This window comes from Micromonospora sp. MH99, assembly GCF_021442385.1.
Taxonomy (GTDB): Bacteria; Actinomycetota; Actinomycetes; order Mycobacteriales; family Micromonosporaceae; genus Micromonospora.
In genome coordinates this window covers 290,424-303,949 of record NZ_MUZA01000001.1, presented here as the reverse complement: position 1 = coordinate 303,949, position 13,526 = coordinate 290,424, and the positions used below count along the sequence as shown (strand labels likewise).

General features: G+C 74.3%; 9 protein-coding genes. 2 read left to right on the top strand and 7 right to left on the bottom strand.

Annotation, left to right across the window (positions count from 1 at the left end; genetic code table 11):
- Positions 1-730: 2-oxo acid dehydrogenase subunit E2 (locus B0E54_RS01345; protein WP_234581248.1), on the top strand; the 730-nt coding region annotated here is incomplete at its 5' end.
- An 8-nt stretch (positions 731-738) separates the two neighbouring features.
- Here B0E54_RS01345 and B0E54_RS01340 read toward each other — a convergent pair.
- Complete coding sequence (locus B0E54_RS01340; protein ID WP_234581247.1) at positions 739-1,209, bottom strand: hypothetical protein; 471 nt, start codon at positions 1,207-1,209, stop codon at positions 739-741.
- 91 nt (positions 1,210-1,300) lie between these two features.
- On the opposite strand from B0E54_RS01340, the gene B0E54_RS01335 reads away from it, so the two are divergent.
- Positions 1,301-1,915: an HD domain-containing protein gene (locus B0E54_RS01335; protein ID WP_234581246.1), complete on the top strand. Its 615-nt coding sequence runs from the start codon at positions 1,301-1,303 to the stop codon at positions 1,913-1,915.
- Between the two features lie 66 nt (positions 1,916-1,981).
- Here B0E54_RS01335 and B0E54_RS01330 read toward each other — a convergent pair whose 3' ends face one another.
- From B0E54_RS01330 to B0E54_RS01305, 6 genes are all read right to left on the bottom strand, one after another.
- Positions 1,982-3,172: an MFS transporter gene (locus B0E54_RS01330; RefSeq protein WP_234581244.1), complete on the bottom strand. Its 1,191-nt coding sequence runs from the start codon at positions 3,170-3,172 to the stop codon at positions 1,982-1,984.
- A 75-nt stretch (positions 3,173-3,247) separates the two neighbouring features.
- Positions 3,248-3,727 (bottom strand): hypothetical protein, encoded by a 480-nt coding sequence (locus B0E54_RS01325; protein ID WP_234581243.1) that lies wholly within the window; start codon positions 3,725-3,727, stop codon positions 3,248-3,250.
- A 481-nt stretch (positions 3,728-4,208) separates the two neighbouring features.
- Complete coding sequence (locus B0E54_RS01320; protein ID WP_234581241.1) at positions 4,209-4,400, bottom strand: MbtH family NRPS accessory protein; 192 nt, start codon at positions 4,398-4,400, stop codon at positions 4,209-4,211.
- Positions 4,393-7,533 (bottom strand): type I polyketide synthase, encoded by a 3,141-nt coding sequence (locus B0E54_RS01315; protein ID WP_234581239.1) that lies wholly within the window; start codon positions 7,531-7,533, stop codon positions 4,393-4,395. Before B0E54_RS01315 ends, B0E54_RS01320 begins: the two co-directional genes overlap by 8 nt.
- The gene (locus B0E54_RS01310) at positions 7,530-10,835 is read right to left on the bottom strand and encodes a non-ribosomal peptide synthetase (protein ID WP_234581238.1); all 3,306 of its coding nucleotides are present in this window, start codon (positions 10,833-10,835) and stop codon (positions 7,530-7,532) included. The genes B0E54_RS01315 and B0E54_RS01310 overlap by 4 nt, the downstream gene beginning before the upstream one ends.
- Positions 10,832-13,219 carry an amino acid adenylation domain-containing protein gene (locus tag B0E54_RS01305; RefSeq protein ID WP_234581236.1) on the bottom strand — a complete coding sequence of 796 codons (2,388 nt, stop codon included), beginning with the start codon at positions 13,217-13,219 and terminating at the stop codon, positions 10,832-10,834. The genes B0E54_RS01310 and B0E54_RS01305 overlap by 4 nt, the downstream gene beginning before the upstream one ends.
- Positions 13,220-13,526 lie beyond the last annotated feature (307 nt).

The window sequence follows — 13,526 nt, the reverse complement described above, 5'->3', positions numbered from 1 at the left end:
GGCCGCCGCGCTGGCGGCCGGCGACGGCCCGGAGCCGGACGATCCGCGCCCGGTGCACGCGCTCTCGCGCGCGCAGCGCGCCGTCGCCGCGGTGGTCACCGAGTCCCACCGGGAGGTGCCGGCGGCGCTCGCCGTCATCAAGGTCCGCGCCGACGCCGCCCTCGCGGTGGCCCGGCAGCTCACCCGCTCCACCCGCACCCTGGTCGGCCTGCCGGAGCTGCTGGTCAAGGCCATCGGCGGGTTGCGCGAGGACCACCCGTTGCTCTTCGCCGCACCCGGCGACGGCGCCAGCGTACGACTGGCCGAGGCGGCCCACGTCGGCGTCACCATCGACGTCGGTACGGGGCTGTTCATCCCGGTGGTCCGCGATGTGGAGGAGCTGACCTGCGCTGAGATCGCCGAGACGCTGATGGACTTCCGGTCCCGGGCCGGCGGTGAGGGCTTCCGGGCCGGCGAGCTGGCCGGCGGGACCATCGTCGTCTCGCTGCACACCGACCCCGACGTGGTGCTCGCCGGGCCGATCGTCTTTCCCGGCCAGACCTGCGTCGTGGCGATCGGCGGCACCCAGGACGAGTTGGCGCTGGACGCGGACGGTCAGGTCGTGACGCGCCGGTTCGTCAACCTCAGCGCCGTCTACGACCACCGGGTGGTCAACGGCCGGGAGGCGGTCGCGTTCCTGCAGGCCGTGAAGGCCGCCCTGGAGTCCCCCGACCACCTCGCCGAGGAGTGAGGCGACGGTCAGCCGAAGACCTTCTGGTCACACACCTGCCAGCCGGTCTCCGACTCCAGGTACAGGTCGAGCGTCCTGGTCTCACCCGTCCGGCCGGTCAGTTCGACGGTCACGAAGGCGCTGCTTCCGGCCTCGTCCCCGAAGGCCGCCCGAACCATGGTGTGCGACACGGGCCGGCCGAGGCGCTCCACCGCCGCGGTGAACGCCGCCAGGTCGGTCCGTGCCTTGATCTCCCGGCACAGGGATTCGTGCGCTGCGGCGTCGTCGTTGCTCTCCAGTCGACTGACGAACTGGTCGGCCGCCGCACGCGGCTCGTCCACGTCCGGCCCGGCGTACATCCACAGCAGGAAGCCGCCGACGGGCAGGGCCAGTGCGCCCAGGCACGCGACGACGACGGCGCCCGCGACGATCCACGTGGTGCGCCGGGCCTTCGGAGGTGGGTCAACCGACGGTGGGTGGGGCGACAGGGCTGGACGCATGACGAAACGTTAACGACTGCCGATACCTCTCCAGCGGCGGTACGGCCACGAATCGATCTCGGCCCCCGCAGTCCGTCGTACCCTTGGCGCGGTGATCTCCGCTGCTCTGCGCCGCGCCCTCACCGCACCCGGCGACCCGGTGTTGCGGCCCCTCCCCGACCAGGTCGTCGCGATGCTGGAGACGGTGCACGCGCCACCGCGCCTGGCCGCGCACCTGCGCGCCGTCCACGATGTCGCCGCACAGCTCACCGACGCGCTGGCGGACGGGTTTCCGCAGCTGCCCGTCGACCGATCGGCGGTGCTGTTCGGGGCCGCCACCCACGACATCGGCAAGGTCCTGCACCCGCAGGAGTTGTCCGGGCCCGGCTCGTCGCACGAACCCGCCGGCTACGAACTGCTGCTGCGCCACGGTGTCGCGCCGTCGCTGGCCCGGTTCGCACGCACCCACGCCTCGTGGCAGCAGGACGGCATAGGCGTCGACGATCTGCTGGTCAGCCTGGCCGACAAGGTGTGGAAGGGCAAGCGGGTCACCGATCTGGAAGGGCTGCTCGTCGACCGCCTGGCCGACGCCACCGGCCGGGAGAGATGGTCGGTGTTCCTGGACCTGGACGACGTCCTCGACCGGATCGCCGCCGACGCGGACCGCCGGCTCGCCTTCCAGGCCACCCATCCGGTACGCGATCCACACGGCGTCGTTGACGGCTGACCTCGTGCATCCGTCTGCCGTGATCGTTGGCGGCTGAGCGGTGGCGGGGCCGGCGTGTCATACCGCTCAGCTGCCAACGATCACGAGCGGGGCGCTCTCCTCGGGTTGTCGTGGCTTCGGCGCGCGCAGGGTGACCGCGGCGGCCAGGCAGAGCACGGCGGCGGCGATCAGCGGTGGACGGCCGCCGAGGTGGACGGCGGCGGAGCCGAGCGGGATCGTCAGGACGAGCGGGCCGAACATCGCGGTGTTGGCAGTCGCGGCGACCCGGCCGAGCAGCGCCGCCGGGGTGTGCGTCTGCACGGCGGTCACCGCCGCGACAAGGGTCCACGGCAGCCCGATGCCGGCGACGACGGCGCCCGCGACCGTGGCCGGCCACCAGGGTAGGCAGCGGGCCAGGCAACCCACGGCTAACAGCACGGTGCCGGCGACGCCGACGGCGACGGGACCCCGTCGGGTGAGGAACCGGCCGACTACCAGTCCACCCAGGATGGAGCCCGCGCCCTGGGCGCCGGCCAGCACGCCCAGGAAGGTCGTCGGCAGACGCAGCTCCGCGACGACGATCGCGTAGACGGCGGCGGTCCCGAAGCCGGACATGGCGATCGACGTCGCCGCGAGCAGGACCGGCACGCGGGTGGCCCGCTGTCCGATCAGGACTGCCAGCCCGGTACGGAGGTCATGGTCCCGCGGCGTCGGTCGCTCGGGTGGCGTCCGGTTCAGGCGGACCGCCAGGTAGAGGACGGCGACCAGGACCGGCATCGCCGCGCTCAGCACGGCGACCGCGTGGCCGCCCTGCCAGGCGTACAGGCCCGCGCCGGCCAGGGGCGCGACGAGCTTCATGCCCTCCTGCGCGCTGGAGCGCCACCCGTTGACATCGCCGAGTTCCGAGGCCGACAGCGCGGACGGCAGCAGCGCGGTCTCCCCCGCGTCGATCAGCACGTAGCTGACACCGTAAGCGCCCGAGACGGCGAAGATGACCCACGTCTGCCCCGGGCCACGCACGGCGAGGAGCGTCAGCAGCGCGGCCGCCAGCAGGAGGTTGACGGCGATCACCAGCGGTCGTCGCGACGCCCGATCGAGCAGGCCGCCGAGCCACGGGCCGGCGAGCACCGGGGCGTACACGCAGAGCCCGGCGAGGGCGGCCAGACCGGTGGAGCCGGTGAGGTCCAGGATCCAGATGCCGGACACGAGGGACATGGCGCTGCTGCCGAAGCCGGACAGTATCGAGATCGCCACGAACAGACCCGCGTTGCGCCGCATGCGCCCTCCAGGTTGAGTCGAATTGACTCACATCCTGATTCTTGAGCCGCACTCAGGCAATGCCGTCGGCAGACGTCAATCTTGCGTTGACAACGCGGTCGTCAACGTCGTCGCGACCGCTCGCACCGGCGGCGGCAGCCGGTCGCCCGCGCCGTCGAGATCGGTCCGCAGGTGCAGCGCCAGCGCGTAGAGCGAGCCCGGGTCGGCGTCCAGAGCCGCGTCGACCGTGTTCCGCACGAGAGCCGCCCGACGGAAGCGGGAGTCCCACCGCCGGTCCGTCGCGATCCACCGCCCCACCTCGGCCACCGCGGCTCGCAACGCCGCGATCTGCGGCGAGTAGCCCCGATCCAGGTCCTGCCGCCGCGCACGCCGAGCGGCCGCGAGGCGCTGACGGCGCTGCTCGGCGGCCTGCCGACTGCCGAGCCCGAGCGCCGCCGCGACCTGCGCCCAGGTCGCGCCGTCGTGACGCGCCCGGTCGATCAGCTCCGCCTCCCGCTCGTCCAGGCGGGCACGAGCGGCACGCACCTCAGCCAGGCCGACCAACGGCGTCGTCATCGCGTCAACATAACATTGACAGTTCGCCACCGTCTCGACCCGGCACCGCGAACGCTCGACCCGCGAGCCCGATACCGCGAGGCCCGGCCACCGGAAGCGCCCAGCGCGGCGTGAGCCCAGCGCGGCGTGAGCCCAGCGCGGCGTGAGCCCAGCGCCTCAAGCGCCCGATGCCGCGAAAGCCCGACACCGGCGTCCAGCCCCCGCGAGCGCCCGGCCGCGCCAGAACCCGGCACCGCGAGCGCCCGCGCGACAGGAGCCCTACGAGGGGGCGGCCCCACTCCCCTGCGGCCCTGTCGAGCTGCCCCATTTCTGGGGCAGCTCGACAGGCAGCAAAGGGCACCTGCCACCCTCGGGCGAGCCACCGCCCGCCCGGCCACCGCCCGGCAGGGCCACCGCCCGCACGGCCACCGCCCGGCACGGCCACCGCCCGGCAGGGCCAAGCCCGGCCACCACCAAGCCCGGCCACCACCAAGCCGGACGTTCAGCCGGCGGCGAGGTGCTCCCGCACGCTGCGGGGGCGCATGTCTGTCCAGGTGCGCGTCACGAAGTCCAGGCACTCCTCGCGGCTGCCGGCGCAGCCGGCATCCCGCCAGCCGTCCGGTACCTCCTTGTGCCGGGGCCACAGGGCGTACTGCTCCTCGTCGTTGATCACCACGCGGTGCTCGTCAGCCATCGGGGTTGCCTTCCTCGTGTCGGGCCAGGTGCAGCTCGCGGGCCAGGCTCTCCGGGGACAGCGCCCGGATCTCCGCGAGCAGGTCGGTGAGGTCGCTGTCCGTGGGTGGGGAAACCGCCGGGGGTACGGCGGGCGCCGGCCCCGCCAGCGCGGCGACGGTACGGGCCAACGCGGCGGGCGTGGGTGACTCGAAGATCGCAGCGGGTGGCAGGTCGACGCCGAGCGCGTCGCGCAGCCGCGCCACCACCCGGGTGCCGAGCAGCGAGTGCCCGCCCAGCTCGAAGAAGTCGTCGTCGGGGCCGATCTCGTCCACCCCGAGCAGGTCCACCCAGATCCGCCGCACCACCTCGTACGGCTCGTCGCTCGGCGCGATCGCCGTCGAGGCCGCCGTCGATTCCGCCGAGACCGGCGGCGGTGACGCGGTGACCGGGGTGACCGCGGCCGGGGCGGCGGGTTCGGGCCGGTACGCGTCGACCCAGTGCCGCTCACGCGCGAACGGGTACGTGGGCAGCGGCACCCGTCGTCGTCCGTCGGCGCGGCCGTCGGGCCAGCGCAGGGGCGCCCCGGCGAGCCAGAGCCGGCCGACGGCCAGGGCGACGGCATCGTCCTCGCCGGCCGGGGTGCGACCGGCGGGCAGGCTGGTCAGCACCGGCACTGCGCGTGCGCCGTCGTGCTGGCGGACGAGGGTGGCGAGGGTGCGACCCGGGCCGACCTCCAGCAACGCATACTGCTCTCCGAGCAGCAGGGTGGCGGCGGCGGTGAAGTTGACCGGGCGGCGCAGCTGCCGTACCCAGTAGTCGGGGTCGGTGGCCTCGTCGTCGGTGAGCCAGCCGCCTGTCACGTTCGACACGACCGGCACGGTGGGCGGGCGCAACGGCACCTCCCGCAGGTGCGCCGCGAAACCGGCCAGCGCCGGGTCCATCAGGGCCGAGTGGAAGGCGTGGGAGGTGCGTACCTCCCGGCAGGCCACCCCTCGCCCGCGCAGGTCGGCGGCGAGCGCGGCGACGGCGGTGGTCTCGCCCGAGACGGTGGTGAGGTTGGGCGCGTTGGCGGCGGCCACCTCCACTGTGGCGGGCAGCAGCGCCGTCACCTCGTCGACGCCGAGAGCCACCGACAGCATCGACCCGGGGGCCTGGGCCTGCATGAGCCGGCCGCGCACGGCGACTGTGGCGAGCGCGTCGGGCAGGGTGAAGACGCCGGCCAGGCAGGCGGCCACGTACTCGCCGAGGCTGTGTCCCGCCATCGCGGCCGGGCGTACGCCGTGGTGGCGCAGCAGTTCGGCGAGGGCGTACTCGACGGCGAACAGGGCCGGCTGGGTGAGCCGGGTCTCGTCGAGTTCGGGTGCGGCCGGGACCGCGTCGCCGGGTGGGCAGAGCAGGGTCCGCAGGTCCACGTCGAGGTGCGGGCGGAGCAGGTCGGCGCAGCTGTCGAAGGCCGCCCGGTAGACCGGCTCGGTGCGGTAGAGGGTGCGGCCCATCCCCGCGTACTGCACGCCCTGGCCGGGAAAGAGCAGCGCCACGCCGGCCGGCGTACCGGTGGCGACGCCGGTGCGGACCAGCGCCGACCCCCGGTCGGCGAGCTGGGCGGCGGCGGTCGTGGCGTCACTGGCGACGGTGACGAGCCGGTGGCCGAACTCCCGTCGGGTGCGCGCGAGGGTGTACGCGACGTCGGCCAGCGGCACGTCGGTGTGCTCGCTCAGGTGGGTGGCGAGCTGGTCGCGGGCCCGGTCGAGCGCGTCGGCGTCCCGGGCGGAGAGCACCAGCAGATGCGCGGACCGGTCGTCGCCGGGGCTGTGGTCCGCCGGGTCGGCGGCCTGAAGCACGACGTGGGCGTTGGTGCCGCCGATGCCGAAGGAGCTGACCGCCGCCCGGGACGGCGTGCCCAGGTCCGGCCAGGGCTGCGCGGTGGTCGGCATGTGGAACGGTCCACCGGCCAGCTCGGGGTGGGGCTCGGTGCAGTACGGGCTGGGCGGCACCACCTTGTGGTGCAGCGCCAGCGTGGCCTTGATCAGCCCGGTCACCCCGGCGGCGACGTCGAGGTGACCGAGGATCGACTTGATCGAGCCGAGCGCGCACCGGCTCTCGTCGGCGCCCCGACCGTCGTACGTGCCCGGGCTCGCGTCTGCGCCCCGGAACGCCTCGGCCAGGGCGCGCAGCTCGATCTGGTCGCCCAGCTCGGTGCCGGTGCCGTGCGCCTCGACGTAGCCGATGGTGGCGGGGTCGACCTCGGCGACCTCCTGGGCGGCGCGGATCGCGGCGACCTGCCCGTCCACACCGGGCGCGGTGAAGCCGACCTTCATCCGGCCGTCGTTGTTGATCGCGGAGCCGCGGATCACGGCGTACACCGTGTCTCCGTCGTCGCGGGCGTCCGCCAGTCGGCGCAGGACGACCACTGCGGCGCCGTCGCCTCCCACGGTTCCGGTGGCGCGCACGTCGAACGGGCGGCAGTGCCCGTCGCGGGACATGATGCCGCCGGCCTCGTGCCGGTAGCCGGTGCCGGTGGGCAACAGGACGTGCGCGGCGCCGGCGAGCGCGACGTCGCACTCGCGGGCGAGCAGTGCCTGCACGGCGAGGTGCACGGCGACCAGCGACGACGAGCAGGCCGTCTGCACCGCCACGGCGGGTCCCCGCAGGTCCAGGTGGTACGCCACCCGGGTGGGCAGTGAGTCCTTGTCGTTGGCGAGCATCAGCTCGTACTCGGAGACCGAGTCGAGCCGCGGGTTGCGGAACAGGTGGTGCAGGAGGTAGCCGCTGGCAGCGGCGGCGGCGTACACACCGACCAGCCGGTCGGGGTTCCCGGCGAGGTGACCGGCGCGTTCCAGGGCGGTCCAGGCGGTCTGCAGGAAGAGTCGTTGTTGCGGGTCGAGAAGCCGGGCGTCGCGGGGCGAGTAGCCGAAGAAGCCGGCGTCGAACCGGTCGATGTCCGGCAGCGCGCCGTGCGCCGGCACGTGGTCGGGGTGTCGCCGCTCCTTCTCGGTGAGGCCGGCGGCCGCCAACTCGGCGTCGGTGAACCGGGTGATGGTCTCCTCCCCGGCGAGGATCCGCCGCCACAACTCGTCGACGTCGGCGGCGCCGGGAAAGCGGCCGGCCATCCCGACGATGGCGATCTCCAGTCCGGTCTCCTGGTCGGTCACGCTCGTCCCTCCCCCGCCGGCACCGGGCGGGCCCGGCGAGCCCGCTCGGCCAGCGCCTGTTTGCGTTCGTCCCGTCGCCGGCCGCCGGCCGGTGCGGTTGTCGGGGCGGTGGTCGGGGCGGCCGTGCCGTCGAGGAACCGGGCCAGCAGCGCGATCGTCGGGTAGCGGAACAGCTCGACGGCGGGCACCGGCCGGCCGAGCCGTTCGCTGAGTCGGGTCTGCACCCGCGCCAGCAGCAGTGACGTGCCGCCCAGGTCGAAGAAGTTGTCGTCCGCGCCGACGTCGTCGACACCGAGGACCTGCCGCCAGGTGTCGGCGATGGCCCTTTCGACAGCGCCGTCGGGTGCCACGTACGCGGCGCCGAGGTCGGCGCGGGCCACGGTAGGGGCGGGCAACCGGGACGGGTCGAGCTTGCCGCTGGCGGTCACCGGCAGGTCGGGGACCACCACGAAGGCGCTCGGCACGAGATAGCGGGGCAACCGCCGCAGCAGACTCTGGCGCAGCTCGTCGACAGCCAACCCGTCGCCGACGAGATAGCCGACCAGTCGTCGACCGCCGGGCGCGTCGGTCCGTACCACGGCGGCGGCCCGGCGCACCCCCGCGCACTGCCGCAGCTGGGCCTCCACCTCACCCAGCTCGATCCGGTAGCCGTTGATCTTCACCTGGTTGTCCGCCCGGCCGAGGAAGACCAGTTGCCCGTCGGCACGCCAGCGGACCAGGTCGCCGGTGGCGTACATCCGCTCGCCCGGTGTCGGCGCGTACGGGTCGGGCAGGAAACGCCCGGCGGTGAGCGCGGGGTCGCCGTGGTAGCCGCGGGCCACCCCGGCGCCGCCGAGGTGCAGTTCGCCGGGCACCCCGGGCGGCACCGGCCGCAGCTCGGTGTCGAGCACGTAGGCGCGGACCCCGGTCAGCGGCCGGCCGATCGGCAGCTCGGTGTCGGCGGGCGCGCAGCGGGCGGCGGTGGCGGTGACGGTGGCCTCGGTCGGCCCGTACCCGTTGATCAGGAGCCGGTCGCGCGACCAGGCGGCGGCGACGTCCGGGGCGCAGGGTTCGCCGCCGACGGTGAGTATCCGCAGGTCGGGAACGGCGGCGGGGTCCAACGCGTCGAGGACCACCGGTGGCAGGTCGGCCACCGAGACGCGGTGCCGGGTGAGCGCGGCGGCCAGGTCGGGGCCGGGGGTGCGCTCGTCCGGGCCGAGCAGGCGCAGCGTCGCGCCCGCCGTGAGCGCGGTGACCACATCGGACAGTGCCACGTCGAAGCTGATCGAGTGGAACTGCAGGACCCGGTCGCCGGCCTCCACGCCGACCAGCCGGGCCTGCGCCGCGGCGAGGTTGCTCAGCCCCCGGTGCGTGCCGACGACGCCCTTGGGGAGCCCGGTCGAGCCCGACGTGTAGATCAGGTAGGCGGCGGCGTCGGGGTGGACGGCGGTCGGCAGCGCGGCGTCGACGGCCGGCGGCTGCTCGTCGAGACGCAGCAGCGGCACGTCGGTGGTGGGCAGCGCCAACTCCGCGTCGGCAGTGGTGACCACCAGCGCGGCGGCGGAGTCGGTGAGCAGGTGCGCCAGCCGGGCCGCCGGCAACTGCGGATCCAGGGGCAGGTAGACCCCACCGGCCCGGAGCACGGCGAGGAAGGTGACCACCCAGTCCGGGCCGGCGGGCAGGCAGACCCCGACCGTCGTCTCGGCCCGCACGCCCCGGGCGGCGAGGGTCCGGGCCAGGCGGTCGGCCCGCGCGTCCAGCTCCCGGTAGGTCAGGGCCTGATCGCGGTACGCCAGGGCGACCGTCTCCGGTGCCGCCGCGGCCTGGCGGGCGACCAGCTCGGGCAGGGTCGGTTGGTCCCGGGGCGCGGGCGCGGGCGCGGTGGCGGCCCAGCGGTCGATGAGGTCCCGTCCGGCGGTCGCGTCGAGCAGCGGCAGCCGGTCCACGGGGGTGTCCGGGGCGGCGAGCGCGGCGGTGAGCAGGGTGTCGAGCTGGTCGGCGAGCGCCCGGGCGGTGGACTCGTCGAAGAGCCTCGTCCGGTACTCGATCCGCCCGTCGATGCGGCAGTCGTACGGGATGACGGTAAGCGTCAGGTCGAACATGGACGTCCCGGTGTGCGTCTCACCGCTGGCCAGCACGCTCACCCCGGGCAGGGTCAGCCGCTGCTCCCAGCCGTCCTCGACGGCGAACATCACCTGGGCGAGCGGGTGGCGGCCGGCGTCGCGGACCGGGCGCAGCTCCTGCACCAGGGCGTCGAACGGCACCGGGTCGGTCAGCGCGGTCAGCGCGGAGTCCCGCAGCCGGTCCAGCAGCGCGGCGAAGGTCAGTCGACTGTCGACACGGCTGCGCAGCACCAGGGTGTTGACGAAGAAGCCGACAGCGGTCTCGCTGTCGAGCGTCTGCCGGTTCGCCACCGGGGTGGCGATCAGCAGGTCCGGCTGCTGGCTGCGTCGGTGCAGCAACGCCGCCCAGGCCGCCGCGAAGATCATGTACGGTGTCGCGCCGGTGCGGCGGCCCGCCTCGGCGACCCGGTCGGCCAGCTCCGGGGGCCAGGAGAACTCGATCTCGTGGCCGGCGTCCTCCAGCTCGGCCGGGCGGGGCCGGTCGGTGGGCAGGTCGAGCCCCGGCGGTGCGCCAGCCAACGCGTCGCGCCACCAGTCGAGGCGTCGGGCCAGCTCGGTCGGGCCGAGCAGCAGGTCCTGGGCCAGCGCAGCCGGTACGTCCCGGGGCGCCGGCGGCAGCGCCGGACGGCGTCCCTCCCGCACTTCGGCGTACGCCGTCGACAGCTCCTCGAAGAGCAGACCCATGCTCCAGCCGTCGCACACCACGTGGTGCAGGGACAGCAGCAGCGTGCAGTCGGTGGGGCCGGTGCGGCACAGGGTGGCCCGCACCAGCGGCCCCCGAGCCAGGTCGAACGGGCGTACCGCCTCGGCGGCGGCGTACCCGTCGATCCGCTCCGGCGTGACGTCCTCGACCACCAGCGGCAGGCCGGTCGGCGGCAGGACCATCTGGTACGACTGCCCGTCCAGCGGCACGAACACCGTGCGCAGCGCCTCGTGCCGCGCCACGACCTCGTCGAGCGCGCCGCGCAACGCGGCCACGTCCACGTCGCCGCGCAGGTCGACCCGGTACGGCACGTGGTAGGCCGGGCTGTCCGGGCGCAGCTGCGCCAGCAGCAGCATCCACTCCTGGGCGGCGGTGAGCGGGTGGATGCCGTACCGGTCGCCGTCGGCGCGGATCGCGGCGAGGAACGCCCGCCGCCGCTCGGGTGGCAGGGCTTCCACGCGCTGGCGCAACTGCCCGGGCGTGAGGGCTCCGATCATCGGGCGATCCCCTGTTCGAGCTGGTCCAGCAGGCCGGCGAGGTCGGCGGGCGGCGGCCCGTCCGCCGGGACCGGCACGGCCGCCTCGATGGGCTCGACGGGCACCCCGCTGATCTCCTCGGCCGCTGCGGCAAGCCCGGCCACTGTCGGGTGGTCGAAGATCAGCCGGAGCGGCACCTCCGCGCCGATCGCGGCGGCGAGCCGGGAGCGGACCCGGGTCGCCTTCAGGGACCGTCCGCCGAGGTCGAAGAAGTCGTCGTCGCGGCGGCGCACCGGCACGCCGAGGACGTCCTGCCAGATCTCGGCCACCGCCCGCTCGGTGGGTGTCCGCAAGGCGGCGTCGTCGTCGCCCGTCGCGGCGGCGTCGGGCGCGGGCAGCGCCGCGACGTCCACCTTGCCGTTACGGTTGAGCGGCAGCCGCGGCACCACCACGAACACGGCCGGCACCAGGTGGTCGGGCAGTTGCGCGCGGGCCCGCTCCCGGACGGCCTCGACGCGCACCCCGTCGTCGGGCACGACGTACGCGACCAGCCGGGCGTCGCCCGCGGCGTCGCGGTCGGCGCGCACGATCGCGTCCCGCAGCAGCCCACCGGCGCGCAGCACCTCGGTCACCTCCCCCGGCTCGACCCGGTACCCGCGGATCTTGACCTGGTGGTCGGAGCGGCCGACGAACTCGATCAACCCGTCCGGGCGTTGCCGCACCACGTCGCCGGTGCGGTAGAGGCGACCACCGGTGCGCGGCCCGAACGGGTCGGGCACGAACTTCTCGGCCGTCGCGTCGGGACGGCCGAGGTAGCCGCGGGCCACCCCGTCCCCGCCGATGAACAGCTCACCGAGCACCCCGGGCGGCACCGGTTGCAGGAGCTGGTCCAGCACGTACACCCGGGTGTTGGCGACCGGGCCGCCGATCGGCACGATCGGGTCCGCGGCGGTGAGCCGGGCGCAGTCGTACGTCGTGGTGTAGGTGGTGGCCTCGGTCGGGCCGTACCCGTTGACAAGCGTCGTGTCCGGGCAGGCCGCCCGGAGCCGGTCCACTGCCGTCCGGTCGGCCTGCTCGCCGCCGAACGTCAGGTAGCGCAGCGCGGCCAGGGCGTCCGGCGCCTCGGTCGCCACCTGGCGGGCCACGGACGTGGCCAGGAACATCATCGTCACGCCGGTGTCGCGCAGCCGGGCGCGCAACCGGTCCGGCACGATCACGTCGTTGATGTCCAGGTCCGCCAGGCACGCGCCGTTGAGCAGGGCGCCCCACACCTCCAGTGTCGCCGCGTCGAACGACATCGTGGCGGCCTGTCCCATCACGTCGTCCGGGCGTACGTCGACGAAGTTGGTGTCGCGGACCAGCCGGACGATGTTGCGGTGGCTTACGCCGGTGCCCTTGGGGCGGCCGGTGGAGCCCGACGTGTACATCACGTACGCGAGCTGGTCGGGGTGGATGGCCACCGCCGGCGGGTCCGCCGGGCCGTCGTCGGCCGGCAGCCGGTCCACGACGATCCGGGGCGTGTCGTCGTCCGGGAGCCGGTCGGCCAGCGCGGCGGTGTGCAGGATCGCTCCCGGTGTGGCGTCGCGGCACATCAACGCCAGCCGTTCCGGTGGGTATCCGGGGTCCAGCGGCAGGTACGCGGCGCCGACCTTGAGCGTCGCCAACGCGGCGATCACCCAGGCGGTCGTGTCGGCGAGGCAGATGCCGACGAGCGTCTCGGCGCCGATCCCCAGCCGGCGCAGACGCCCCGCCAGGTGGTTGGCACGCCGGTCCACCTCCCGGTAGGCCAGGATCCGCTCGCCGTCGCGCAGCGCGGGCGCGTCCGGGGTCTGCCGCACCCACTGGGCGAACAGGTCGGGCACCGACCTTTCGCGCGGGTAGTCGGTGTCGGTGGCGTTCCAGTCGATCACCACCTGCCGTTCCGTCGCCGGGTCGAGCAGCGGGAGGTCGGACAGGCGGGCGCCGGGCCGCTCCTGCGCCCGGGCGAGAAGCACGGCAAGCGCCGCCCCGATCGACGTCGCGTGCGGGTGGCTCACCGTGGCCGCCGGCCGTTCGTCGGTGTCGTCGATCAACAGCCGCACCGCACCCCGAAAACCGGGAGACGCTTGATCGGAGCTAATCGATACCACCGGCCGATAGTCGGGAACCGTTTCGGGCAATTCCGCATCGTGCTCCCGGGCCTCGCGCAGAGCCGTTCGGACCAGGTCCCGCAGCTCGGTCCACGTGGGATCCTCGGGCAACCGGACCCGCACGGGCAGCCATCGTCCCGAGCCGGTCGGCGCGGCCGGCGTCTCGGCGAGCAGGTCCCGGCCACCGACCCAGCGGTGCAGCAGCGCGAACAGGCCGGCCAGCGAGCTGACCTGCGGCTCGACCGGGTCGCAGGGCAACTCGGCGGGGGTGTCCACGGCGGGGTCGGTGGATGGCGCGAAGGGCAGGTCCGGCGGCTCCGGAAGGTCCGTGAGCTGTCGTTCCCAAAAGGCGGAAAGGCCAGGGCGAACTGTCTGTTCGGTCATCGGATCTCAGCTCCGATCGGCGGGTGACACGCAATGCCGGGAAGTCTGGACCGGGCCCGTGCCAGTTGCTTGTAGGGGCCGTTCGGGTGCCGTTGCGGCGGTCTGAGGGAAACCTGAGTGCGCCTTTATGCCGATAGCGCATTGCAGTCAGTAAGTACACCGACTCTTTTGGTTATGGCGATGCCGCTCGATGAAGACA

Excerpts from the sequence above, each read along its gene's own strand:
- B0E54_RS01340 (WP_234581247.1), bottom strand. The coding sequence starts at position 1,209 with ATGCGTCCAGCCCTGTCGCCCCACCCACCGTCGGTTGACCCACCTCCG.
- B0E54_RS01330 (WP_234581244.1), bottom strand. The coding sequence starts at position 3,172 with ATGCGGCGCAACGCGGGTCTGTTCGTGGCGATCTCGATACTGTCCGGC.
- B0E54_RS01325 (WP_234581243.1), bottom strand. The coding sequence starts at position 3,727 with ATGACGACGCCGTTGGTCGGCCTGGCTGAGGTGCGTGCCGCTCGTGCC.
- B0E54_RS01320 (WP_234581241.1), bottom strand. The coding sequence starts at position 4,400 with ATGGCTGACGAGCACCGCGTGGTGATCAACGACGAGGAGCAGTACGCC.
- B0E54_RS01310 (WP_234581238.1), bottom strand. The coding sequence starts at position 10,835 with ATGATCGGAGCCCTCACGCCCGGGCAGTTGCGCCAGCGCGTGGAAGCC.